This window comes from Saccharothrix sp. NBAS 001 (assembly GCF_056640475.1).
Genome location: NZ_CM153251.1, coordinates 938,767 through 962,716 on the forward strand (window position 1 = coordinate 938,767; position 23,950 = coordinate 962,716).

Sequence of the window (23,950 nt, forward strand, 5' to 3'; positions counted from 1 at the left end):
TCGTGTCAAGCGCGGGTGACTAGCTGCGGACCATCTTGCGCAGCACGTACTGCATGATGCCGCCGTTGCGGTAGTAGTCGGCCTCACCGGGGGTGTCGATGCGGACGACCGCGTCGAACTCCACCTTCGCGCCGTCCGCCTTCGTGGCGACCACGTGCACCGTGCGCGGCGTCTCGCCGTTGTTCAGCGCGGTGACGCCGGTGAAGTCGAACGTCTCCGTGCCGTCCAGACCGAGGTCGGCGGCCGTGCTGCCCTCCGGGAACTGGAGCGGCAGGACGCCCATGCCGATCAGGTTGGAGCGGTGGATCCGCTCGAACGACTCGGCGATCACGACGCGCACGCCGAGCAGCGACGTGCCCTTGGCCGCCCAGTCGCGCGACGAGCCCGAGCCGTACTCCTTGCCCGCCAGCACGACCAGCGGCACGCCCGCCTCGGCGTAGGCCACCGACGCGTCGTAGATGGTGGTCTGCGGCGCGTCGTCGGCCAGGAAGTTGCGGGTGAAGCCGCCCTGGACGTCGTCGAGCAGCAGGTTGCGCAGGCGGATGTTCGCGAACGTGCCGCGGATCATCACCTCGTGGTTGCCGCGCCGGGAGCCGTAGGAGTTGAAGTCCTTGCGCTCCACGCCGTGCTCGGTGAGGTACTTGCCCGCCGGCGAGTCGACCTTGATCGCCCCGGCCGGGGAGATGTGGTCGGTGGTGACCGAGTCGCCCAGCAGGGCCAGCACCCGCGCGCCACCGACGTCGGTGACCGGCTTGGGCTCCATCTCCATGCCCTCGAAGTACGGGGGCTTGCGCACGTAGGTGGACTGCGCGTCCCACTCGAAGGTCTTGCCGGTCGGCGTGGGCAGCGACTGCCAGCGCTGGTCGCCCGCGAACACGTCCGCGTAGCCCTTGGTGAAGCCCTCCGGCGAGATGGACGCCGCGACGACCTCGGAGACCTCCTGCGGCGACGGCCAGATGTCGGCCAGGTAGACCGGCTCGCCGTTCTGGTCGGTGCCCAGCGGCTCGGTGGTGATGTCCTTGTCCATCGAGCCGGCCAGCGCGTACGCCACCACCAGCGGCGGGGACGCGAGGTAGTTCATCTTGATGTCCGGGTTGATCCGGCCCTCGAAGTTCCGGTTGCCCGACAGCACGGACACCGCGGCGAGGTCGCCCTGGCCGATGCCGGCCGAGATCTCGTCCTGCAACGGGCCGGAGTTGCCGATGCACGTGGTGCAGCCGTAGCCGACCAGGTGGAAGCCCAGCTTCTCCAGGTAGGGCAGCAGGCCCGCGCGCTCGTAGTAGTCCATGACGACCTTGGAGCCCGGCGCGAGGGTCGTCTTCACCCACGGCTTGCGCTCCAGGCCCTTCTCCACGGCCTTCTTGGCCAGCAGAGCCGCGCCGATCATCACCGACGGGTTGGACGTGTTGGTGCACGAGGTGATCGCGGCGATCGCGACCGCGCCGTGGTCCAGTTCGAACTCGGCGCCGTCCAGGCTGACCTTCACCGGGTTGGACGGCCGGCCGTCCGCGCCCTCGGCGGCGGAGTGGAACACGTGCGGCGCGCCGCCCGCGTCGCCGTTGGACACCGCGGTCGGGTCGCTGGCCGGGAACGTCTCGTCGACGGCCTCGTCCACGTTGGACTTCGCCCCGGTGTCGGTGTTGGACACGTACGCGCCCAGCGCCTGCCGGAACGCGGGCTTGGCGTTGGTCAGCTCGATGCGGTCCTGCGGGCGCTTCGGGCCGGCGATCGACGGGACGACCGTCGACAGGTCCAGCTCCAGGGTCTCGGAGTAGACCGGCTCGTGCTCCGCGTCGTGCCAGAGGCCCTGCTCCTTGGCGTACGCCTCGACCAGCGCGAGCTGGTCGGCGGTGCGCCCGGTGAGCTTGAGGTAGTCGATCGTCTCGCCGTCGATCGGGAAGATCGCGCAGGTCGAGCCGAACTCCGGGCTCATGTTGCCGATGGTGGCGCGGTTGGCCAGCGGTACCGCGCCGACGCCCGAGCCGTAGAACTCGACGAACTTGCCGACCACACCGTGCTTGCGCAGCATCTCGGTGATGGTCAGCACCAGGTCGGTGGCGGTCGCGCCGGCGGGCAGCTCGCCGTGCAGCTTGAAGCCGACCACGCGCGGGATCAGCATGGACACCGGCTGGCCGAGCATCGCGGCCTCGGCCTCGATGCCGCCGACGCCCCAGCCGAGCACGCCGATGCCGTTGACCATGGTGGTGTGCGAGTCGGTGCCGACCAGGGTGTCCGGGTACGCCTGGCCGTTGCGGACCATCACGACCCGCGCCAGGTGCTCGATGTTGACCTGGTGCACGATGCCGGTGCCGGGCGGGACGACCTTGAACTCGTCGAACGCGGTCTGGCCCCAGCGCAGGAACTGGTAGCGCTCCTTGTTGCGCTGGTACTCCAGGTCCACGTTGAGCTCGAACGCGTCCGGGCGGCCGAAGATGTCGGCGATCACCGAGTGGTCGATGACCAGCTCGGCGGGCGCGAGCGGGTTGACCTTCGTCGGGTCGCCGCCCAGCTGGGTGACGGCCTCGCGCATGGTGGCGAGGTCCACGACGCAGGGGACGCCGGTGAAGTCCTGCATGACCACGCGGGCCGGGGTGAACTGGATCTCCGTGTCGGGCTCGGAGTGCGGCTCCCAGTTGCCCAGCGCGCGGACGTGGTCGGCGGTGATGTTCGCGCCGTCCTCGGTGCGCAGCAGGTTCTCCAGCAGGATCTTCAAGCTGTACGGCAGACGCTCGGCGCCCTCGACCGCGCTCAGCCGGAACACCTCGTACGAGGAGTCCCCCACGGTGAGCGTGCCGCGGGCGCCGAAGCTGTCCTTGCTAGCTGGTGCAGTCACGTGAAACTCCATCTGGTGACGCGCAAAGTCGGTTTGGGAACTGCTTGGTGAGTCTTCCGCACCCGCCGGCGCGGCGCTCCTTCGCCTTAAACAGTACGCGTGTCCTGTATTCGGCTTCAACCCGGCCCTACCTAGATCGGGGCATCATCACACCCGTGGTCCGTCTTGATCGAATCGGCAAGCGGTACGGGCGCGGCCCGTGGGTGCTGCGGGACGTGACCCTGGTCGTCGAACCGGGCGAAACGGTCGTGGTCACCGGGGGCAACGGCTCCGGCAAGTCCACCCTGCTGCGGATCGCGGCCGGGCTGAGCCGGCCCACCTCGGGCCGGGTGCGCCGCCCCGCCTCCGTCGGGTACCTGCCCGAGCGGTTCCCGCCCGGCGTGAAGCTGTCCGCGCGCGACTACCTGCGCCACCTCGCCGCCGTGCGCGGCGTCCCGGCGCGGTGGGACCTGGTCGAGGCGCTCGGCTTCGTCGGCGACCCGGACGCGCCCATGGCGACCCTGTCCAAGGGCAACACCCAGAAGGTCGCGCTGGCCCAGGCGCTCGCCGCGACCGGCCTGCTGGTGCTGGACGAACCGTGGTCCGGCCTGGACGCCGCCGCCGGCGCGGTGCTCGCCGACCTCGTCACCGGCGGCGAGGCCGCGCGGCTGATCACCGACCACCACGGCCACGACCTGCCCGGCGCGCGGGAACTCGCGCTGGGCGCGCGGCGGACCGGCGTGGTGGTCGAACTGGACCGGGTGGGGGAGCGGTACGACGAGATCGCGGTGCTCGCGGGCGTGCGGGAGTCCCGGGCGGTCGGCGGCGGCGCGCGGGTCGTCGTCGAGCCCGGGTTCAGCGACCAGGTGCTGGCCGAGGCGCTGCGGCTGGGCTGCTCGGTGCGGAGCGTGCGGTCGTGACGGCGCTGGTCCGGTACCTGTTCGCGGACGTCCTGCGCACCCAGCGCTACCTGCCGCCACTGCTGGTGTTCGCCGCCGTGCTGGCCATGTTCAACGCCGGCGACGCCGGGCCGCCGCCGTCCTCGTACGCCGGGTCGTGCGCGTTCCTGTACCCGGTGGCGGCCTGGCTGACCGTCGTCGTGGCCACCGCCGAGGACCCGGTCCGGCGCGCGGTGACCGTCGTGACGGCCGGCGGCTGGGCCCGGTCGCAGGCGGCGGTGACCGTGCTGTCGTGCCTGCTGGTGACCGCGGTGGCGGCGTTCGCGGCGGTGCTGCCGGTGCTCACCCAGAGCCGCCCGTACCCGCCCGGCACGGTGGCGCTCGGGTTCGCCTCGCTGCTGGTCTGCGGGATCGTCGGGGTCGGCGTGGGCGTGCTGTGCGCGCGTCCGGTGATCACCCAGCACGGCTGGTCCGTGCTGGCCGCCGCCACGCTCGTGGTGCTCGCCTACCTGTTCGGCCAAGCGCCGCCGATCGGGAACGTGCTCGGCGCGCTCGGCCACGGCTACGACCTGCTGCCGCACCTGGCGGTGTCCGGCGGGTGCGCGGTGGTGCTGGTGGTCGCGGCGACCCGGCTGTCCGGCGCGCTCGGCCCACGCCGGAACTGACCCCCGGACCGATCCCCGAACTCGCCGCGGCCGGCTGTACTGACCTGTGAGGTCGGGGACGCGGCTGGCCGCCCTGTTGCGCCCGCCCGTCTGCCGTTCGTGGACGCGGTGCGGTGTGGACCGGTGCGCGGCCGGGAGGGCAGGACAGCTAGCCGAGCACTTGGTCCAGGTAGGTGACCACCTCGGCCGGGTCGGTGGTGACGGCCGCGAGGTAGCCGTCCGGCCTGACCAGCAGCAACGTGCCGTCCGTGACGCCGTACGCCGCTTCCACGTGACCGTCCACGTCCACGACGGAGTGCGTGCGCACGTAAGGATGGGCGTCGCACACGTACGCCAACGCGTCCTGTGCGCCGATCCCCACCAACGTGAACTCCGGGCCCTGGAACAGGTTGAACAACCGGGTCGGGGTTCCGTCCGCGAGCGCGCACGGCGCGTCCGGCGCGCGGTCGCCCGCCCGCTCGCCCACCCCGGCCAGCGGGCCGCCCCGGTAGTTCAGGGCGAGTTGCAGCGTCTCGTCGTCGTGCTTCGAGGTCCACCCGGCGGTCTTCATCTCCTGGTGGATCCGGCTCGTGACGCCCAACAGCCACGCGGCCACCGGCAGGCGCTCGGCCTCGTAGGTGTCCAGCAGCTCGCGGCCCGCGCCGGTCAGCACGGCGGCCAGCTTCCAGCCCAGGTTGTAGGCATCCTGGATGCCGGTGTTGAGGCCCTGGGCGCCCGCCGGCGAGTGCACGTGCGCCGCGTCGCCCGCCAGGAACACCCGGCCCACCCGGTACCGGTCGACCATCCGCACGTTCGCCCGGTAGCGGGACATCCAGGTCGCGTCCCGCACCACGATGTCGTCCCGGCCGGTGCGCTCCCGGACCAGCGTGCGCACCGCCTCCAACGACGGCTCGGCGTCCCCCGGGGCCATCAGCTGGTACAGGTCGGTGCCCGGCAGCGGGCACAGCGCGATCAGCCCGCCGGGCGCTTTCGGCCACGCGTGCCAGTGCTCGCGGTCCAGGCCCTCCAGCCGCACGTCCCCGACCACCATCCGCTGGTCGTCCCACGTCTCGCCCTCGAAGCCCACGCCGAGGTGCTTGCGCACGGCGCTGCGCCCGCCGTCGCAGCCCACCAGGTAGGCCGCCCGCACCCACTCGCCGCCGACCAGCGCGGTGACCCCGTCGTCGTCCTGCTCGAACGACGTGACCTCGGTGCCGAACTCGACCGCGCCGCCCAGCTCCGCCAGCCGGTCCCGGAGGATCCGCTCGACCCGGAACTGGGGGATGACCATCGTGCTCGGGTACGGCGTGTCCGGCGTCGGGTGCCTGCCCTCGTGCAGGTCCCACTCGCCGACCACCTGCGCGCCGTCGTAGCCGCGGAACCGGACGTGGAACCGCCCGCCCGCGAGCACCTCGGCCACCACGCCCAGGTCGTGCAGCACCTCGATCGACCTCGGCTGCAACCCCTTGCCCCGCGACCCGCTGAACGGCCCGTCCGCGCGGTCCACCAGCCGGAAGTCCACACCCCGCCGCGCCAGGTCGACGGCGAGGGTGAGGCCGGTCGGCCCGGCGCCGACGATCAGTACTGTCGTGTCCATGGCGGAACTGTGACCGGCCGTGCTGTCAAACCGGTGTCATCGCGGTGTCAGCCCTGATGTCAGACCTCGGGCCGGGCACGCGAGAGCCCCCGCCGGCGTGCCGACGGGGGCTCTGCAGGAGGGGGCTCGACCGGCGAGATCCCTACTTGGCGAGCTTGAGCAGCTCGTCGATGTCCTTCGGGTCCAGACCGCGCATCAGCGTCAGGAAGATCTCGCTGTAGGTGCGGAACGGGCTGACGTACCACTTGCCGTCGACCTCGGTCGCGACCACGCCGACGCCGTCCTTGAGCACCTGCGCGCCGATCCGCGAGATCACGTCCACCGCGGCCTGCGGCATCTTGCGGCCGCCCTGCTGCTTGGCCAGGTCGGCGATCTCGTCCGCGCACAGCCGCTGGGTCTGGCCGTCGGCCTTGGCGGTGTAGCAGTCGCCGTCGCGGCTGACCTCGCCCTTCTTGCCCTTGACCTCAAGCACCAGCTTGCGGATCGTGAGCTGCTTGCCGCCCTTGACGTCCTTGGAGTCGGTCTCCAGCTCGATCAGCTTCGCGCCGGTGCTCGGCACCCGGCCGATCTGGTCCAGGATCACCGGGCCGACGTCCTGGAGCACGCCCATCTCGTCGGGCGGCAGCAGGGCGATGACGCCCTTGATGTCACCGGCCAGCGCCTTGTCCACGACGCCCTTGGCCGCGGCCTCCGCCGAGTCCGCGCCGGCCGGCGCGATGCCCTGCGCCGGCCACTTGAGGTTCTCCTCCTCCAGCGCCGCGTTGGCGATCGTGTAGAACAGCGACGGGTACCACTCGTCGCCGACCTTGACCGTGGCGATGCCGATCGGCTTGCCCTTGCGGTTGGCCTTCTCCTTGGCGAAGTCCAGCGTCTCGGTCTCCGGGGCCTTGTCCGCCTTCGCGCCCAGGGCCTGGACCAGCTTGTCGGTCAGCGGGATCTGCTTGACGTCCGAGGTGAAGGTGATCTTGCCCTCGACCACCTTGTTGATGGTGATCCGGTCGTTGACCTTCTCCGCGGCGGCGTCGTCGAACTTGATGCCCTCGCTCTTGATCGTGACGCCGCTGATCTTCTGCGGGTCCGCCTCGGGCTTGAGGATCTCCAGCCGCTTGGCCTCGCTGACCGTGGCCTCGGTGTAGTCCTTGCTGAGCTTGGCCTCGGCGGGCGCCAGGCCGTTCATGATGCCCAGCACGTCACCGCTGCCCAGCGCGCTGAGCAGGTTGTTCGCCGCGATCTGCGGCGTGTCGGAGCCGGCCGCGACGGAGTCGGAGCTGCGCAGCGCGCGCACCGTGAAGAACGTGCCCGCGGCCAGCGCGAGGACCGCGACGATGGCCGTGACGACCAGCCCGGTCCGCTTCTTCTTCGGCGGCTCACCGCCCGCGTAGCCGAACGGCGGCTGGCCGTAGGGCTGCTGCGGGCCGCCGAACTGCTGGCCGTAGCCCTGCTGGGGGAAGCCCTGCGGGCCGGTCTGGGGGTAGCCCTGCTGCGGCTGCGGGCCGGTCTGCGGGTAGCCGCCCTGCTGGTAGCCGCCCTGCTGACCGGGCTGCTGGCCGTAGGGCTGCTGGGGGCCGGGCTGCTGCGGGTAGCCCTGGGGCTGCTGCTGCCACCCGCCCTGCTGCGGCTGACCGTACGGGTTGTTCTGCGGTGGCCACTCGCCTCCGCCGCCACTCGGGTAGCTCACGGTGCTCCTCCTGGACTGATCGCTGTGCGGGTGTTCGCGGTGAGCACGGTGATCGCCCCCGCGATCCCCAGCACGGCACCACCGAGGGTGACGACCGGTCCGGTCAGGCTGATCCCGACCAGCGAGCCCTCGTTGCCCCCTTGGACGGCGGCAAGGGCCGCCACCGTTCCCGCAATCGTGCCAAAGAGCAGGGCGAAAAACGCGGCGAACCGACGAAGTCGTGCCAACCAGAGCACCACGCAGCACACCGCCAACGGGGTGACGCCCACCCAGACCGCCCGCACCACCTCGCCCGACGTGCCGTCCAACCCCGCGAAACCACGCAGCGCGAGCACCTCGTAACTGTCCCTCGTGACCGATCCGGAACGCAGCCACGGCAGGAACGTCCCGGCCACGCCTGTGATCAAGCCGACAACCCCGACAACCGCACCCCAAGTCCCGCGCACGTGGCCATGCTCGCAAATCCCGGGCGTGCGATGGTGGGGGGATGGACGCACGGGGCGCGATGTCGGCGGCGCGGCGGATCACCGTGCTGACCGGCGCGGGGGTGTCGACCGACTCGGGCATCCCGGACTTCCGCGGTCCGCAGGGGGTGTGGACGGCGCTCGGGCGCGAGTTCACGATGGACGGTTACCTGACCGACCCGGCCGTGCGGCGGGCGGCGTGGCGGGCGCGGGCGACCCATCCGATGTGGACCGCCGAGCCGAACGCGGCGCACCGGGCGCTGGCCGGGCTGGAGCGGGCCGGCCGGGTGCGGGCGCTGCTGACCCAGAACGTCGACCGGCTGCACCAGCGCGCCGGGTCGACGGCGGTGGTCGAGCTGCACGGGTCGTTGACCGGGACGGTGTGCGTGGACTGCGGGGCGACCGGGTCGATGGGCGCCGCGCTGGCCCGGGTGCGGGCGGGCGAGGAGGACCCGGACTGCCTTGCGTGCGGCGGGATCCTGCGGTCCACGACCGTCGCTTTCGGACAGCCGTTGGACGCCGACGTGTTGCGCGCGGCCAGGACGGCGGTGTTGGACTGCGACCTGATGCTGGTGGCCGGCACGTCCTTGTTGGTGGAGCCCGCCGCGAGCCTGGTCGGGTTGGCGGCGCGGGCGGGCGCGGCGCTGGTGATCTGCAACCTCGAACCGACGCCGTACGACTCCGTCGCCACGGCCGTCGTGCGCGGCCCGGTGGGGGAGTCGTTGCCGGAGTTGGCGGCGGTGCCCGCGGTCGGGTCGGGACCGATCCGGACCTGGGGCGACCCGAGCACCTGGTGATCACCCGGCGGTGGTGGTCCTTCACCCTCCTGGCAGCCGGGCCCTCCGGTGATCTTCGGGAGGATGATCACATGGTGGAGCAGCAATCACCGATCAACATCGTCCACCGGCTGACCGTGCCGACCTACGACATCGGGCTGGACGTGCGCTGGTTGTCGGGTGTGCGCGGGTTCGAGGTCCGGCAGGAGGCGGACGGCGTGCGCTTCCACCCGCGCGAGGAGCACGTGGTGCGGCTGGGCGAGGACGTGTTCCGGCTGGAGAACGTGCACTTCCACCGGCCGAGCGAGCACTGGGTCGACGGCGTGCGGCAGGCGGCGGAGATGCACGCGGTGCACATCCGCGCGGACGAGTGCCTGCGGGTGTGCGTGGTGGCGGTGTTCCTGGAGGTGCCGGAATTCCTGGAGGCGGCGGAGGTCGTGCCGGGCGCCGCGCCGGCGGAGTTCGCGCTGCGCGACCTGCTGCCGGGCGAGGCCCGGTGCTACCGGTACGAGGGGTCGCTCACGACACCGGGTTTCGAGGAGACGGTGAGCTGGGTGCTGCTGCGCGAACACGTGAAGGTGACCGACCCGCACCTGGCCGGCTTCATCCGGTCCCGCGCCGACAAGGCCCGCGCGCCCCAGCACCTCAACCGCCGGTTCGTGCTGTCCTCCACCTGACCCGGCCGGCGGCGGCGCACCCGTCCGATCGGTAGCCGACCCGGCCGCTGGTCAATAGGGTGACGGTGCATGCGCGTACCCCTGACCGTCGCCGATTTCCTCGACCGTGCCGCGCAAGTCTTCGCGGACACCACCGCCACCGTGGACGAGCCCGACCAGCCCGCCGCCCCGGTGCCCACCACCACCTACGGCGAACTCGCCGCCCGCGTCCGGGCCTGGCAGGCCGGCCTCGACGCGCTCGGCGTCGGCGAGGGCGAGCGGGTGGCCGTGGTCAGCCACAACTCCGCCCGCCTGCTCGAACTCCTGCACGCCGTCCCGGCGAGCGGCCGGGTGTGCGTGCCGGTCAACTTCCGGCTCCGGCCGGACGAGGTCTCCTACATCGTCGAGCACAGCGGGGCGTCGGTCCTGCTCGTCGACCCGGAACTCGACCTCGGCCGGGTCACCGCGCGGCACCGGTTCACCCTCGGCGCGGAGAGCGAGCAGGTCCTGCGCTTCGACACCGAGCCCCGCCCGTGGTCCGCGCCCGACGAGGACGCCACGGCCACCGTCAACTACACCTCCGGCACGACCGCCCGGCCCAAGGGCGTGCGGATGACCCACCGCAACATCTGGCTCAACGCGGTCACCTTCGCCATGCACACCCGGGCCTGGGAGCGCGACGTCTACCTGCACGTGCTGCCGATGTTCCACTGCAACGGCTGGGGGATGCCGTACGGGCTGGCGGGCCTGGGCGTGCCGCAGGTGGTCCTGCGCAAGGTCGACGGCACCGAGATCCTGCGCCGCGTCGACCGCCACGGCGTCACCCTGATGTGCGGCGCGCCCGCCGTCTGGAACGCCGTCCTGGACGCCGCGAAGACCTGGGAGGGCGAGATCCCCGGCCGCGACCGGGTCCGGGTCGTGTGCGCCGGCGCGCCGCCGCCCAGCCGCACGATCGCCCGGGTCGGCGACGAACTCGGCTGGGAGTTCCTCCAGCTCTACGGCCTGACCGAGACCTCGCCGCTGCTCACGTTCAACCGCACCCGCCCCGGTGACGACGACCTCCCGGCCGAGGAGCGCGCCCGCAGGCTGGCCCGCGCGGGCGCGCCGGGGCTGGGCGTGCGGCTGCGGATCGCGGACGGCGGCGAGGTGCTGGCCCGGACCAACCACGTGATGGCGGGCTACTGGGACGACCCGGCGGCCACCGCCGAGGCGGTCGAGGACGGCTGGTTCCACACCGGGGACGGCGGCTCGCTCGACGGTGAGGGACATCTCACGATCTCCGACCGCAAGAAGGACGTGATCATCACGGGCGGTGAGAACGTCTCCTCGATCGAGGTCGAGGACGCCCTTTTCAGCCACCCGTCCGTGGCTGAAGCCGCAGTGATCGGGGTGCCGCACGAGAGGTGGGGCGAAACGATCAAGGCGCTGATCGTGCTGGTGGAGGGCGCGGAGGCGACCGAGGCGGAGCTGATCACGCACTGCAAGGCCCGCCTCGCCGGGTTCAAGGCTCCCACGTCCGTGGAGTTCCGCGACGCCATCCCGCGCACCGCCACCGGCAAGGTGCAGAAGTTCAAGCTGCGCGAACCGTACTGGGCGGGGCTCGATCGCAAGGTCAACTGAGGGTGGGTCCCCGGTGACCGATGTGACCCATGTGGCTGAAGTTCTTGCGGGGTCAATTGGAAACCTTGGTGTCGAAGTGGCACAGTTCCGGAACGTGTCCGGGTAACGCCATTCGGTGGTACCCGGATCGGCCGAGCGGGGTGGGGAGGCGGGTGTCGTGGCTCGATGGGTGATCTTGGTGGTCACGGCGCTGGCGCTGTTCCCGGGCGTGGCCGCGGCGGTACCGCCGCCCCCGCCCAACCCGAGCGACGACGAGATCAGCGTCGGCCGGGAGCAGGCCGACGCCAAGGCCGCCCGGGTCGGTGAGCTGACCAGCCAGCTCACCGCCGCCGAGGCCGAACTCCAGCGCCTCACCGACGACGTCGCGTTCAAGATGGAGCTGGCGAACAAGGCCCGCGTCGACCTGGAGACCGCCCAGAACGAGGCGGCCAAGGCCAAGCAGGACGCCGAGGCCGCCCGCACCGAGGCCGACGCGGCCGGGCTGGCCGTCGAGGACTCCCGCAGGGAACTCGACGACTTCGCCGCCGCCAGCTTCCAGCAGGGCAGCACCATGGGCTCGCTGTCCGCGTACTTCGGCTCCACCAGCCCGGAGAACCTGCTGGCCCGCGCGCAGCTGCTCGCCGCGGTCGGCGACTCCGGCCTCAACGCCCTGGACGACGTCGAGCAGGCCCGCTCGGAGAAGGCCAACAAGGACTCCGCCGCGCGCGCCGCGCTGGACCTGGCCAACCAGAAGCAGGCCGCCGCCGACCAGGCCAAGCGGGACGCCGACGCGGCCCAGCAGTCCGCCGTGCAGGCCCAGCAGGGCCAGGCCGGCCAGGCCGCCGCGATCCAGGGCGACAAGACCCGGGTCGAGGGCGAGCTGACCCAGGCGCTCAACGCCGTGCAGGGCCTGGAGGGCCAGCGCGCCCAGTACAACCAGTGGGTGGACGACAAGCGCCGCGAGGAGGAGGAAGCCGCGCGCCAGGCGGCCCTCGCCGCGGCCAAGCCGACCGCCCCGGTGCACAACCGGCCGCCGGTCGCGGTCGCGCCGAGCGGGGGCGGCGACGTGGAGACCGTGGTGGCCCGCGCGATGGAGAACCTGGGCGTGCGCTACTCGTGGGGCGGCGGGAACCACTACGGGCCCACGATCGGCATCCGCGACGGCGGCGTGGCCGACTCCTACGGCGACTACTACAGCGTCGGGTTCGACTGCTCCGGGCTGATGATGTACGCGTTCGCGGGCGCCGGAGTCTTCCTGCCGCACTACAGCGGCTACCAGTACAACTCCGGCGTGAAGGTGCCGCTGTCCGACGCGGAACGCGGTGACATGCTGTTCTGGGGCCCCGGCGGCGGCACGCACGTGGCGCTCTACCTCGGCGGCGGCATGATGATCGAGGCCCCGTACTCGGGCTCGGCGGTCCGCATCGCCCCGGTCCGCTACGGCGGCATCATGCCGTACGCGACCCGCCTGCTCTGACCGACCGCGCCCGGCCCGCGGGCTACCGGCCGCTCACCGGTCGCCAGCCGGGCGGCGGGTCCTCGCCCACCCGTCCGTCCACGGCCTCGCGCAGCAGGTCGGCGTGCCCGGTGTGCCGGCCGTACTCCTCGATCAGGTCGCACACCAGGCGGCGCAGGCTCAGGTGCCGGCCGTCCGGCCACGCCAGGTGCACGGGCTGGTCGAGGCCGCCCGCCGCCAGGGCCGCGTCGAGCCGGGCGCGGGAGCGCTCGACCGCGCCGTCCCACAGCGCGTAGAGGCGGTCCGGCGAGCAGCCCCCGGTGTCGAAGGTGAACGCCCAGTCCCGGCCGTCCCAGCCCAGGTCGTCCCAGGGCGCACCGATCGGCGTGCCGCTCATCCGCACGGTGGACATGTGGTCCTCGCACGCGGCCAGGTGCTTGAGCAGGCTGCCGAGGGTCAGCGCGGACGCGCCCACCCCCGCCCGCAGCCCGGCCTCGTCGAGGTCGTCGGCCTTCCATCGGAACGTCGTGCGCAGCCGGTCGAGCGCGCCGGTCAGGTGCTCGACCTCGGTGCCGGCCGTCGGCGGCTCCCACGGGGTGTCGGTCATGGCGGCCACGGTAGTCCTCGCGGGCCCTCCCGGCAGCCCTCGCCACAGGCCGTTGACCTGCGGATTCAAGAATCATTCAGGAATCGTTCCGACGTGGTGGAGCATCCTCGTGGATGCCGGTCGCACCAAGCAGGGGAAGGACGGGGCGGCGGCGCCGGGTGGCATCCGCGGGGGGTTCGGATGCCGCACGAGCGGATCGACTGGGGGCTACGGGTGTCGTCGGGCAGGTGCACCGACCCGGCGACACCCGTAGGGGTCCGCACCACCCGACCGCGTGACCGCAGGGGAGGGCGGTCGGCGCGGCGGGCGGCGGGCGCGGGGCCGAACGCGTGGCCCGCCCGCGCGGGAGGATGATCGTCGGGCGCGGCGGTGGCGCAGCCGAGAGAATTCGGGCTGACCGCAGTCTCGGCTCGGGAAGGACGTGGCCATGCCGGTTTCCGCTGACCTGGACAAGATCCTCGACAAGGCACTGGAGAACAAGACCCTCAAGGAGGTGCTGGACTCGCCGGTGGCGGGCCTGGCGGGGGTCAGCGACTCGGACGCGCACAAGCTCCAGGAGGCGTTCAACATCAAGACCGTCCGCGACCTCGGCACCAACAAGTACTTCCGCGCCGCCTCGGCCCTGGCCGACCTGGAGCGCAGTGCCGGCTGAGTGGGACGCCGTGATCCTCGCCGGGGGTCGCGGCAGCAGGCTGGGCGGCGTCGACAAGGCCACCGTGCTGGTCGGCGGCCGGACGCTCCTGGAACACGCGCTCGACGCCGTCCGCGGTGCCGGGCGCGTGGTCGTGGTGGGGCCGCAGAAGGACGTCCCGGACGTGCTGTGGGCGCGCGAGGACCCGCCCGGCGGGGGACCGGCGGCCGGGGTCGCGGCGGGGCTGCGGCACGTGCGCGCCGACGTGGTCGTGGTGCTCGCGGTCGACCAGCCCGGCGTGACGGCGTCCACTGTGGAGCGGCTGCTCGCGGTCGGCGGACCCGCCGTGCTGGTGGACGAGGGCGGTCGGGCGCAGTGGTTGGCCGGTGCGTGGCGGACCGCCGGTCTGCGGGCCGCGCTGCCCGCCGACCCGCACGGCGCGTCGATGCGCTCGGTGCTCGGACCGCTGGAGCCGGCGCCCGTCGCGGCGCTGCCCGGCGAGGCGCGCGACGTGGACACGCCGGAGGATCTTCGCCGATAGGCCCCTTCACAAGAGCCATACCGGCGACAGGGAAGACTTGGCCACCGTCGCAATCCCTGTCGTAGGAGGACCTGTTGTCCGAGCCCGCCGCCGAGGCGCCCAACACGCCGGCTCGTGACGCCCAGTTGCTCGAACGCACCGTGTTCGAGGTCAAGCGGGTGATCGTCGGTCAGGACCGGCTGGTCGAGCGGATGCTCGTCGGCCTGCTGGCCAAGGGCCACCTGTTGCTGGAGGGCGTGCCCGGCGTGGCCAAGACGCTCGCCGTGGAGACCTTCGCGACCGTCGTCGGCGGATCGTTCTCCCGCGTGCAGTTCACCCCCGACCTGGTGCCCGCCGACATCCTCGGCACCCGGATCTACCGGCAGGCCAGCGAGAGCTTCGACGTGGAACTCGGCCCCGTCGTGGCCAACTTCGTGCTCGCCGACGAGATCAACCGCGCGCCCGCCAAGGTGCAGAGCGCGATGCTGGAGGTCATGGCCGAGCGGCACGTGTCGATCGGCGGCAAGACCTTCCCGATGCCCAACCCGTTCCTGGTGCTGGCCACCCAGAACCCGATCGAGAACGAGGGCGTCTACCCGCTGCCCGAGGCGCAGCGCGACCGCTTCCTGTTCAAGATCCAGGTCGAGTACCCGACGGCCGAGGAGGAGCGCGAGATCGTCTACCGGATGGGTGTCGAGGCGCCCGTCCCGTCCCAGGTGCTCAGCCCCGAGGAGCTGGTCCGGCTCCAGGGCGTGGCGTCGCGGGTGTTCGTGCACCACGCGCTGGTGGACTACGTGGTGCGCCTGGTGATCGCGACCCGCGCGCCCAAGGAGCACCAGCTCACCGACGTCGCGGGCTGGGTCGCGTACGGCGCGTCGCCGCGCGCCAGCCTGGGCATCATCGCCGCCGCGCGCGCCCTCGCCCTGGTCCGGGGCCGGGACTACGTGCTGCCGCAGGACATCGTGGACGTCGTGCCGGACGTGCTGCGGCACCGGCTCGTGCTGTCCTACGACGCGCTGGCCGACGGCGTGCCGCTGGACCACATCATCACCCGCGTGCTCCAGACCGTGCCGCTGCCGCAGGTCTCCGCCCGGCCCGCGCAGGCGACGCCGCAGCCCGCGGGCAGGCCGTGACCTCCGAAGAGACCCCCGACGAGATCTCCGCGCGGCCGAACTGGGCGCCGCCGGTCATGCACGGCGGACGGATGGAAGCCGCGCTGCGCACGCTGGAGCTGGAGGTCCGCCGCCGGCTGGACGGCCTGCTCCAGGGCAACCACCTCGGCCTGGTGCCCGGTCCGGGCTCCGAGCCGGGCGAGGCGCGGCCCTACCAGCCGGGTGACGACGTGCGCCGGATGGACTGGGCGGTCACCGCCCGCACCACCGTGCCGCACATCCGGGAGACGGTCGCGGACCGCGAACTGGAGACGTGGCTGGCGATCGACCTGTCGCCGTCGCTGGACTTCGGCACGGCGGTGTGCGAGAAGCGCGACCTGGTGGTGGCCGCGACGGCCGCCGCCGCGCACCTGACCCGGGGCGGCGGCAACCGGATCGGCGCGCTGGTGTCCACCGGCGACGAGCTGGTCCGGGTGCCCGCGCGGGGCGGCCTGGCCCACTCGCGCGGCCTGATCCGCAAGGTGGCCGAGACCCCGCGCGCGCCCGAGGGCACCCGGGGTTCGCTGGCCGACCTGGTCGAGCAGCTGCGCCGGCCGCCGCGCCGGCGCGGCCTGGTGATCGTGATCTCCGACTTCCTGGGCGAGACGGACTGGCAGCGCCCGCTGCGCGCGCTGTCCGCCCGGCACGACCTGGTGGCCATCGAGGTGGTCGACCCGCGCGACATCGACCTGCCGGAGGTGGGCACGGTCGTGCTGGCCGACCCGGAGTCCGGCAAGCAGCGCGAGGTGACCGCGTCGCCGTTGCTGCGCCGCGAGTTCGCCGCTGCGGCGGCCGAGCACCGGGCGGCGGTCGCGTCCGGGCTGCGGCAGGCCAACGCCGGGCACCTGGTGCTGCGCACCGACTCGGACTGGATCGCGGACATCGTGCGCTTCGTGGTGGCCCGCAAGCGCCGCTGGTCGGGAGGGGTGGCCTGATGAGCTTCACGGGTTTCACCGCCCCGTGGTGGTTCCTGCTGCTGATCGCCGTGGCGGCGGTCGCGGCGGTCTACGTGGTGATGCAGCGGGTGCTGCGCAAGCGGATGCTGCGGTTCGCGAACCTGTCCATGCTGGAGAAGGTCGCGCCCAAGCGGCAGGGCTGGTGGCGGCACGGGCCGGCCGCGTTCCTGCTGGTGGCGTTCATCCTGCTGACCGTGGCGCTGGCCGGGCCGACCGCCGAGCAGAAGGTGCCGCGCAACCGGGCCACCGTGATGCTGGTGATCGACACCTCGCTGTCGATGAAGGCGACCGACGTCCGGCCGTCCCGGCTGGAGGCGGCGCAGGTCGCGGCCAAGTCGTTCGCGGACGGCCTGACGCCGGGCATCAACCTGGGGCTGATCTCGTTCGCCGGGTCGGCCACCGTGCTGGTCGCGCCGACCACCGACCGGGGCGCGGTGACCCAGAGCATCGACGGCCTGAAGCTGGCGCAGGCGACCGCGACCGGCGACGCGATCGTCGCGGCGCTGGCGTCGATCGACTCGTTCGGCAAGGTCGTCGGCGGAGCGGACGGGCCGCCGCCGGCGCGCGTCGTGCTGATGACCGACGGCAAGGAGACGGTCGGCACGCGGCGGGCGTTCGACGCGGCGGAGGACGCCAAGAAGGCGGGCATCCCGATCTCCACGATCTCGTTCGGCACCGAGGACGGCGTGGTCGAGATCGAGGGCCGCCGCCAGGAGGTGCCGGTGGACGACGACTCGATGAAGGAGATCGCGAAGCTGTCCGGCGGCGAGTTCTTCAAGGCGGCCAGCGCCGAGGAGCTGCGCCGGGTGTACGACACCCTGGGCGAGCAGATCGGCTACGAGAAGAAGCAGGCCGACGCCAGCCGGCCGTGGGTGGTGCTGGGCACGCTGATCGGCCTGGCGTCGCTGGCCGCGGCGCTGCTGCTGGGCCAGCGCCTGCCCTGATCCCGCACGCACCGGACCCGCCCGAGGCGCCTGCCGCCGCGGGCGGGTCCGTCCTTTCCGGTCTGTTCCGGCGGCCCCGAACCGTTGGCGGGAACGGGACTCGCCGACCGGTGGCACCGTGCTCCCGGTCACCGCGCGGTCGCTTCCCGCGCGAGGTTCGCCGGCACGCGGCAGGATGGCCGCCATGACCGAGGTGTCCAGCTTTCGGGAGATGGTCGACTGGTCGGTCGGCCTGCTCCACCGCAGTACCGGCCAGGGGGTCCCGGAGTGGAACCGCCGGGTACTGGAATCCGGCATCGACTCCGAGCGCGAGCTGCGCTCCTGGCTGCGCGAGCGCGAGGTCACCGGGTACGCGCAGATGCTGCTGGTGATGGAGCGGTTCGGCTACCCCGAGTTCACCGCCGGCTCCTCCGACGAACTGGTCGACCGGCAGTACGCCGACCGGCCCGAGCTGCGCCCGATCCTGGACCGGCTGCTCGCCGAGGCCGCGCTGCTGGGCCCGATGCACGTCCAGGCGCGCAAGACCTACGTCGCCCTGGTCTCGCCGCGCCGCACGTTCGCGATCGTCAAGGCCACCACGCGCGCCCGCGTCGACCTGGGGCTGCGCCTGGCGGGTCACGAGCCGTCGGGCCGGTTGGAGGGCGCGACCGCGCTGGGCAACGACACGATCACCGTCCGGATCGCGATCGCCAGCGCGGACGCCATCGACCACGAGACGCTGGACTGGTTGCGCCACGCCTACACCAGCAACCTCTAGGCCCGCGCGCCGGTCAGCCGTGCAGGTCCCGGTACGCGGCGGCGGCACCGGGGTGCAGCGGCAGGTCGGCCGTGCCGATGAGGCTGCGCACGTCCAGGAACTGGGTGCCCAGCGCCTGTTCGGGCACCAGCGCGGCGGCCTCGGCGACCAGCGTCCGGGTCACCGCCGCGGCGACGTCGTCGGGCAGGGAAGCCCGGCACACCAACAGGTTCGCCACGCCGATGGTGGCGACCTCGCGGACCGCGCCGTAGACGCCGGCGGGCACCGGGACCTGCTCGTAGACCGAGCCGTGGGCCGCCCGCAGGCCGGGCAGGAGTTCGGCCAGCGGCAGCAGGCGGATGTCGGCCACCTGCGCCAGGATCGGCGTCGGCACGCCGCCGGACCACAGCAGCGCGTCGATCCGCCGCTCCACCAGCGCCGCCACGGCCTCCGCCAGCCGCAGGTGGGCCACCCGCACCGACGCGGCCAGGCCCGCCGTGCCCAGCATCCGCTCGCCCGACAGCGACGCGCCGGACCCGGCCGCGCCCAGCGACACCGTCCGCCCGGCGAGGTCCGCGACGCGCTGCGCGGGGTCGTCCGCGCGCACCACGAGTTGCAGGTAGTTCTCGTAGACCCGGCCCAGCGCGCGCAGTTCCAGCGCCGGGTCGGCGACGCCGGTCGCGTCGGCCAGGGTCAGCGCCAGCCGCGCGGCACCGGACCCGAGCAGGTCGAGGTTGGCCAGGCTGCCCCGGGTCTCCACGACCAGGCCGGGCGGGTCGAGCAGGCCGGCCAGCAGGGTCGCGAAGTCGAAGTACATGCCGCCCCGCTCGCCCGCCGCGACCGACAGCGGTCCGGCCGGGGCCGCCGTGCACCCGCTCGCGGCCAGCAGCGCCAGCAGGAACGCCCGGCGGTTCACAGCGGGGGCTCCAGCGGCAGCACCAGCCGGGCCACCAGACCGTCCACAGAGGACAGTTCGAGCGCGCCGCCCCGGGCGTGCGCCAAGCGGTCCGCGATCGCCAGGCCGAGCCCGGTGCCGGGCCGGTCCGACCGGCCGCGCCAGAACCGGGAGGTGGCCAGGGAAAGCTCCTCGGCTCCGAGCCCCGGCCCGTCGTCGGCCACCTCGACCCAGCCGACGCCCGCCGCGCGGTCCGCGCCCAGCGCCACCCGCACCCGGCCGCCGCCGTACTTGATCGCGTTGTCCAGCAACACGTCCAGCACCTGCGCCAGCTCCGCCTCCGGGCAGCGGACCAGCACCGCGAGCGCCGGCCCGGCCGGCACCGGCACCTGCCAGAAGTCCGCCCGCTCCGCCGCCACCGCGCCGACGTCGGCCAACTCCGGCTGCCGCCCGCCCGCCGCGACCTCGGTGGCCGTGCTCTCCGCCGCCGCCAGCGCCAACAGCCCGTCCAGCAGCGATTCCAGCCGCTCGATCTCCGCCACGCCCGCGTCGTAGGCGCGCACGCCGTCGGGTTTCACCTGACCCCCCAACGTGTCCATCCGCAACCGCAGCGCGGCCATCGGGTTGCGCAACTGGTGCGAGGTGTCCGCGATCAGCCGCCGCTGCTGGTCGGCGGCCTCGGTCACCGCGTCCGACATCCGGTTGAACGACTCCGACAGCTCCCGCACCTCCGGCGGCCCGCTGCGCTCGGGCACGTGCGCGCGCCGTTCGCCGGCGGCCACCGCCCGCACCCCGGCGGCCAACTCCGCCAGCGGTCCGAGCAGCCACCGCGCCACCGCGAACACCAGCAGCACCGACCCCACGCCGGCGGCCAGCGCGCCCGCCAGCACCCACAGCCAGCGCCACGTCACGTCCGACGCGGCCCGGTCCACCGACGCGCGCAGCACCACCGCGCCCGCGACCCGCGTGCCGGTGCCGACCGGGCGGGCGAACACCACCGCGCCGGAGGACCACGGCGTCACCGTCGGCACGGTCGGCGCGGGCTGGTTGCGCAGTGCCGCGTCCAGCACGTCCTCCAGCCCTGGGTCGTCGGCCGCGATCCCGGCCCGCGCCACGGGCTGCCGGCGCGCGTCCACCACGAGCACGGGCTCGCCGTACAGCCGGACGTAGGCCGCCACCTCGTCGGCCAGGGCCGCGGTGTCGCCGGTGGTCTCGGCCTGCTGCGCCAGCGCGGCGAACCGGTCCAGCCCGGACGTGCGGTCGATCACGAACCGCTGGGTGCGCTCGGCGGCGGTGGAGGCCAGCAGCGGCACGGCGAACGCGGTCACCGCCGCCGCCGAGAACAGCAGCAGCACCAGCAGGAGTCGGCGGCGCACCTAGTCACCGAGCCGGTAGCCGAAACCGCGGATGGTGGTCAGCAGGCCGGGGCGGGCCAGCTTCGCGCGCAGCCCGGCCAGGTGCACGTCCAGCGACCGCGACACGGCCAGGTAGGCGTCGCCCCACACCTCGTCCATGAGCTGCTGCCGGCTGACCGCCGTGCCCGCCCGGCAGGCCAGCGCCGCCAGCACCTCGAACTCCTTGGTGGTCAACGGGATCTCCCGGCCGGCGGCGGTGACCCGCCGGGCTTCCAGGTCGATCTCCACGTCGGCCACCCGGACCAGCCGGTCGGCGGGTCCCAGCCGGGCGGTGCGGCGGACCACCGCGTCCATCCGGGCCAGCAGCTCGCCCAGCCGCACGGGCTTGACCAGGTAGTCGTCCGCGCCGAGGCGAAGACCGCGCACGATGGACCGCTCGTCGCCGCGCGCGGTCAGCACCACGACCGGGGTCCGCGCCACCCTGCGGATCTTGCGCAGCACCTCCAGCCCGTCGGTGTCGGGCAGCCCCAGGTCCAGCAGCAGCAGGTCGAAGTCGCGGTGGCGGAGCAGGGCGTCCGCGCCCCGGGCGACCCGCCGGGGGCGGTGCCCGTTGGACTCCAACGCCTCCACCAGGGCGTCGGCCACCCCGTCGTCGTCCTCGACCAGCAGCACCCGCACGGGCCACCCCCTCGACCGGTAGCGGCGATTATGGCTTGCGCGGTGTAGAAAATGCTGGTGACCATCGAAGACCGTGTGCCGGCTTCCCAGTTGGACGAGGCCAGCGAGGCGCTGGAGCAGCTGGCCGGCGTGCTCGCCGACGAGCAGTCGCTGGACGAGGTGCTCCAGCAACTGGCGGAATCCGCGTCCCGGGTCATCCCGGACGCGGAGAACGTCTCGGTGACGGTCGTCGGCCCGGACGGCGCGTCCACGGCCGCCGCGACCGACCAGAAGGTCATCGCCATCGACACCGACCAGTACGCCGCGGGCCAGGGCCCGTGCCTGGAGGCGGCGGCGACGCTGCGGCCGGTGCGGGTCGCGGTGGTGGGCGGCCGGGAGAAGTGGCCGGAGTTCGCGGCGGCGGCCGAGCGCGCGGGCGTGCGGGCCTACCTGTCCGCGCCGCTGGTGGTCGAGGGGGGCGTGCTGGGCGCGCTGAACCTCTACAGCTCGATCGAGGCCGCGTTCGACCCGTTCGACGAGGCGTTGCTGCGGCTGTTCACCACGGCGTCCGCAGCGGCGATCACGGGGTTCCGCCGGTACGAGCGGTCCCGGGGGCTGGTGCAGAACCTGGAGCGCGCGCTGGAGTCGCGTGGTGAGATCGACCAGGCGAAAGGGGTGCTGATGGCAGCGCACGGGATCACCGCCGCCGAGGCGTTCCAGCGGCTGGTCGAGGAGTCCCAGACGCACAACACCAAACTGCGGGTGGTCGCCCGCAACCTGCTCGACTCGGTGCGCAGACCCTGATTTTTTGGCATCCCGGTGACAATTCTCGGCGGCCGGTTCCGGTTTTCCGACGGAGCTGCCCGGCGATATTCCCGACACCTTCTCCGGCTGGTTACAGTGGTCCGATCGCGGACATTCCGGCTTGAGGAGAAGCATGCGCAAACACCGTGTCGCCCCGGCCGTCGCGAGTCTGCTCCCGACCGTCCTGCTCGCCGCGTGCACGGGCGCTCCGGCGTCCTCGATGAGGGCGTTCGACACCCCGCAGGCACTGGCCGAGGCGAACCGGGTGGCCGCCGAGGGCAAGCGGTCGGTCACCGTCGACCTCGACCTGGCGACCAACGGCAAGGGCAGTTGCGGGCTGCGCACCGACGACTTCGCGGCGGCCTGCGAGATCTCCGTGGCGGACGCCGAGAAGGTCGCCTACGTGATGGTCCCCGACGGCATCTTCGTGAAGATCCCCGCAGGTCAAGCCCCGGTGCCTGAGAAGTCGTGGCTGAAGCTCGACCCGGCCGACACGACCAACCCGCTGGGGCAGGCGATGGCCGGCGTGGCGGTGCGCGTGCGCGATTCGGCGGACATCCGCAAGGCGCTGCCGGAGGGCGCGCGGATCGTGGAGAAGGCGGAGGAGACCGTCGACGGCAGGCGGACCGTCCGGTACACCGCGCACGTGCCGGCGGACGGCCAGGAGGCCGTGCTGAAGCTCTGGGTGGACGACGCCGACCTGCCCGTGAAATCGGAACTCCGCACCGCCGTCGCGGACGCCGAACCGGTCGTCGTGACGGCCGTCTTCCGGGATTGGGGAAAGCCCGTCACGATCTCGCCGCCGACCCCGGATGAATTGACCAGCCTGCCCAACCCCTGATTTCCGCGCCATTCGGACCCCGCGCCGCCCGAATAGGCCGCGCGGGGTCCGAATTGTTCCGCGAATCAGTTCTCGCGGGACCGGCGGAGCAGGAACAGCGTGCCCGCGCCCAGCGCCACCAACGCGCCGCCGATGATCAGCGGGCCGCGAACGGTCGTGCCGGTGCTCGCGAGGGTGCCGCCACCGGGGTTGGGCTGCGGCACCACGACGACCGGGGTGGTCGTGGTCGTGGTCGTGGTGCTGGTGTTGGTCGGCAGGGCGGTCGTGGTGGTGGGGACGCCCGTGGTCGCCGCCGTTGTGGTGGAGCCCGTGGTGGTCGGTCCTGTGGTGGTCGGTCCGGTGGTCGTCGGGCTCGTGGTGGTCGACGCGGTCGTGGTCGGGGTCGTAGTCGTGGTGGCCGTCGTGGCGGAGGTTGTGGTGGTCGTGCTCTGAGTCGTAGTGGTGGTCGGCGACGTCGTTGTCGTCGCGGTGGTGGTGGTGGTCGTCGTCGGCTCGGTTGTCGTCGTGGTTGTTGTGGGTTCGGTTGTGGTGGTGGTCGGCTCTGTTGTCGTAGTTGTGGGGGTCGTTGTCGTCGTCGTGGGTTCGGTCGTCGTCGTGGTGGTCGTCGCGGGCTTCACGGTGAACTGGTGGAGCAGGGTCGTCTGGCCCGGCTTGAGCGTGCACGGGGACGTGAAGGTGCCCAGGCCGGTTTCCGTCCCGTCCGCGCGGCGCGGGGTCAGCGTGGTCTCGAAGTTGCCGATCGAGATGGTCGTGCCGCCCGCGTTGGGGAAGCTCACCGGCGGCGTGCCGCCCTTGGCGACGGTGTCGAACGCGCCGGACGCGGGCACCGGGGTCTTCGCCACGGTGAGGTTCGGCACGATGTCGAGCACCAGCCCGGCGTTGTCCACCTTGGTCGCGGCCTTGGCGGTGCCCTCCACCGACACCGCGCCGACCAGCGCGAGCCCCTGGGTGGCCACGGCCGGCACGGTCGCCGTGGCGGTGACCCGCGCGGCCGGGATCGGCTGCCCGACCACGGCGGTGTCCGGCAGGTCGGCCACCTCGATCCGGACGCTCATGTCCTGCGCGCCGATCAGCGGGAACGGGCAGTTGTAGACCAGCGTGAGCGTGGCCGTGGCAGCGCTGCCGACGCCCGCGCCGAGCAGGGCCGAGCCGCCGACCACCAGCGCGCCGACGCCCAGTGCGGCCACCCGGTGTCGCAATCGCATGGCGTGTCCTCCTGGGAAAATGCCTCCAGCGGGCCGCGATGCGCAGCGACCCGCCGGAGGCGATGGG

At 72.9% G+C, this 23,950-nt stretch carries 23 protein-coding genes; 14 read left to right on the forward strand and 9 right to left on the reverse strand.

Annotated elements, in window-relative coordinates; genetic code table 11:
* Positions 1 to 19: 19 nt before the first annotated feature.
* A complete protein-coding gene (locus AC0HI0_RS04175) occupies positions 20 to 2,833 on the reverse strand; it encodes an aconitate hydratase (protein WP_480930903.1) in 2,814 nt (937 codons plus the stop codon).
* A gap of 155 nt (positions 2,834 to 2,988) precedes the next feature.
* On the opposite strand from AC0HI0_RS04175, the gene AC0HI0_RS04180 reads away from it, so the two are divergent.
* Both AC0HI0_RS04180 and AC0HI0_RS04185 read left to right on the forward strand, forming a co-directional pair.
* Positions 2,989 to 3,732: an ABC transporter ATP-binding protein gene (locus tag AC0HI0_RS04180; RefSeq protein WP_480930904.1), complete on the forward strand. Its 744-nt coding sequence runs from the start codon at positions 2,989 to 2,991 to the stop codon at positions 3,730 to 3,732.
* Entirely contained in the window at positions 3,729 to 4,376 is a 648-nt protein-coding gene (locus AC0HI0_RS04185) for a hypothetical protein (protein WP_480930905.1), read from the forward strand. Before AC0HI0_RS04180 ends, AC0HI0_RS04185 begins: the two co-directional genes overlap by 4 nt.
* Before the next feature lie 148 nt (positions 4,377 to 4,524).
* Here the strand turns inward: AC0HI0_RS04185 and AC0HI0_RS04190 are convergent, their stop codons facing one another.
* The 3 genes from AC0HI0_RS04190 to AC0HI0_RS04200 form a co-directional block, all read right to left on the reverse strand.
* Entirely contained in the window at positions 4,525 to 5,952 is a 1,428-nt protein-coding gene (locus tag AC0HI0_RS04190; protein WP_480930906.1) for an FAD-dependent oxidoreductase, read from the reverse strand.
* A gap of 142 nt (positions 5,953 to 6,094) precedes the next feature.
* A complete protein-coding gene (locus AC0HI0_RS04195; RefSeq protein ID WP_480930907.1) occupies positions 6,095 to 7,630 on the reverse strand; it encodes a flagellar basal body protein FliL in 1,536 nt (511 codons plus the stop codon).
* A complete protein-coding gene (locus AC0HI0_RS04200; RefSeq protein WP_480930908.1) occupies positions 7,627 to 8,037 on the reverse strand; it encodes a hypothetical protein in 411 nt (136 codons plus the stop codon). Before AC0HI0_RS04200 ends, AC0HI0_RS04195 begins: the two co-directional genes overlap by 4 nt.
* 80 nt (positions 8,038 to 8,117) lie before the next feature.
* Between AC0HI0_RS04200 and AC0HI0_RS04205 the strand changes: the two genes are divergently transcribed.
* The 4 genes from AC0HI0_RS04205 (at position 8,118) to AC0HI0_RS04220 (ending at position 12,602) form a co-directional block, all read left to right on the forward strand.
* Positions 8,118 to 8,891, forward strand: a complete 774-nt coding sequence (locus AC0HI0_RS04205; RefSeq protein ID WP_480930909.1) for an SIR2 family NAD-dependent protein deacylase — start codon at positions 8,118 to 8,120, stop codon at positions 8,889 to 8,891.
* 71 nt (positions 8,892 to 8,962) lie between these two features.
* Positions 8,963 to 9,547: a carbonic anhydrase family protein gene (locus AC0HI0_RS04210; protein WP_480930910.1), complete on the forward strand. Its 585-nt coding sequence runs from the start codon at positions 8,963 to 8,965 to the stop codon at positions 9,545 to 9,547.
* A 69-nt stretch (positions 9,548 to 9,616) separates the two neighbouring features.
* Complete coding sequence (locus AC0HI0_RS04215; protein ID WP_480930911.1) at positions 9,617 to 11,146, forward strand: AMP-binding protein; 1,530 nt, start codon at positions 9,617 to 9,619, stop codon at positions 11,144 to 11,146.
* A 157-nt stretch (positions 11,147 to 11,303) separates the two neighbouring features.
* Positions 11,304 to 12,602 (forward strand): NlpC/P60 family protein, encoded by a 1,299-nt coding sequence (locus AC0HI0_RS04220; protein WP_480930912.1) that lies wholly within the window; start codon positions 11,304 to 11,306, stop codon positions 12,600 to 12,602.
* Positions 12,603 to 12,624: 22 nt separating this feature from the next.
* On the opposite strand, the gene AC0HI0_RS04225 is transcribed toward AC0HI0_RS04220, so the two are convergent.
* A complete protein-coding gene (locus tag AC0HI0_RS04225; RefSeq protein ID WP_480930913.1) occupies positions 12,625 to 13,188 on the reverse strand; it encodes a mycothiol transferase in 564 nt (187 codons plus the stop codon).
* 427 nt (positions 13,189 to 13,615) lie between these two features.
* On the opposite strand from AC0HI0_RS04225, the gene AC0HI0_RS04230 reads away from it, so the two are divergent.
* The 6 genes from AC0HI0_RS04230 to AC0HI0_RS04255 all read left to right on the forward strand — a co-directional run bounded on the left by AC0HI0_RS04230 (position 13,616) and on the right by AC0HI0_RS04255 (position 18,147).
* Positions 13,616 to 13,840 (forward strand): hypothetical protein, encoded by a 225-nt coding sequence (locus AC0HI0_RS04230; RefSeq protein ID WP_480930914.1) that lies wholly within the window; start codon positions 13,616 to 13,618, stop codon positions 13,838 to 13,840.
* Positions 13,830 to 14,360 carry a molybdenum cofactor guanylyltransferase gene (gene mobA / locus AC0HI0_RS04235; protein WP_480930915.1) on the forward strand — a complete coding sequence of 177 codons (531 nt, stop codon included), beginning with the start codon at positions 13,830 to 13,832 and terminating at the stop codon, positions 14,358 to 14,360. Before AC0HI0_RS04230 ends, mobA begins: the two co-directional genes overlap by 11 nt.
* 74 nt (positions 14,361 to 14,434) lie before the next feature.
* Positions 14,435 to 15,472 (forward strand): AAA family ATPase, encoded by a 1,038-nt coding sequence (locus AC0HI0_RS04240; RefSeq protein WP_480930916.1) that lies wholly within the window; start codon positions 14,435 to 14,437, stop codon positions 15,470 to 15,472.
* A gap of 56 nt (positions 15,473 to 15,528) precedes the next feature.
* The gene (locus AC0HI0_RS04245) at positions 15,529 to 16,425 is read left to right on the forward strand and encodes a DUF58 domain-containing protein (RefSeq protein ID WP_480934251.1); all 897 of its coding nucleotides are present in this window, start codon (positions 15,529 to 15,531) and stop codon (positions 16,423 to 16,425) included.
* A complete protein-coding gene (locus tag AC0HI0_RS04250) occupies positions 16,425 to 17,390 on the forward strand; it encodes a VWA domain-containing protein (protein ID WP_480930917.1) in 966 nt (321 codons plus the stop codon). The genes AC0HI0_RS04245 and AC0HI0_RS04250 overlap by 1 nt, the downstream gene beginning before the upstream one ends.
* A 184-nt stretch (positions 17,391 to 17,574) precedes the next feature.
* Positions 17,575 to 18,147 carry a DUF5655 domain-containing protein gene (locus AC0HI0_RS04255; protein WP_480930918.1) on the forward strand — a complete coding sequence of 191 codons (573 nt, stop codon included), beginning with the start codon at positions 17,575 to 17,577 and terminating at the stop codon, positions 18,145 to 18,147.
* Between the two features lie 13 nt (positions 18,148 to 18,160).
* Here the strand turns inward: AC0HI0_RS04255 and AC0HI0_RS04260 are convergent, their stop codons facing one another.
* Genes AC0HI0_RS04260 through AC0HI0_RS04270 form a run of 3 tightly spaced genes read right to left on the reverse strand, consistent with a single transcriptional unit; the run spans position 18,161 to position 21,054 of the window.
* Entirely contained in the window at positions 18,161 to 19,042 is an 882-nt protein-coding gene (locus AC0HI0_RS04260) for a TAXI family TRAP transporter solute-binding subunit (protein WP_480930919.1), read from the reverse strand.
* On the reverse strand, positions 19,039 to 20,397 hold the full coding sequence (locus AC0HI0_RS04265; RefSeq protein ID WP_480930920.1) for a sensor histidine kinase: 1,359 nt from the start codon (positions 20,395 to 20,397) through the stop codon (positions 19,039 to 19,041). The genes AC0HI0_RS04260 and AC0HI0_RS04265 overlap by 4 nt, the downstream gene beginning before the upstream one ends.
* A complete protein-coding gene (locus AC0HI0_RS04270; RefSeq protein ID WP_480930921.1) occupies positions 20,398 to 21,054 on the reverse strand; it encodes a response regulator transcription factor in 657 nt (218 codons plus the stop codon).
* Between the two features lie 51 nt (positions 21,055 to 21,105).
* Here AC0HI0_RS04270 and AC0HI0_RS04275 point away from each other — a divergent pair, with 51 nt between their 5' ends.
* Entirely contained in the window at positions 21,106 to 21,837 is a 732-nt protein-coding gene (locus AC0HI0_RS04275; RefSeq protein WP_480930922.1) for an ANTAR domain-containing response regulator, read from the forward strand.
* A 133-nt stretch (positions 21,838 to 21,970) separates the two neighbouring features.
* A complete protein-coding gene (locus AC0HI0_RS04280; protein WP_480930923.1) occupies positions 21,971 to 22,678 on the forward strand; it encodes a LolA-like protein in 708 nt (235 codons plus the stop codon).
* A gap of 65 nt (positions 22,679 to 22,743) precedes the next feature.
* Here AC0HI0_RS04280 and AC0HI0_RS04285 read toward each other — a convergent pair whose 3' ends face one another.
* A complete protein-coding gene (locus tag AC0HI0_RS04285) occupies positions 22,744 to 23,883 on the reverse strand; it encodes a DUF6801 domain-containing protein (RefSeq protein WP_480930924.1) in 1,140 nt (379 codons plus the stop codon).
* Between the last annotated feature and the right edge of the window lie 67 nt (positions 23,884 to 23,950).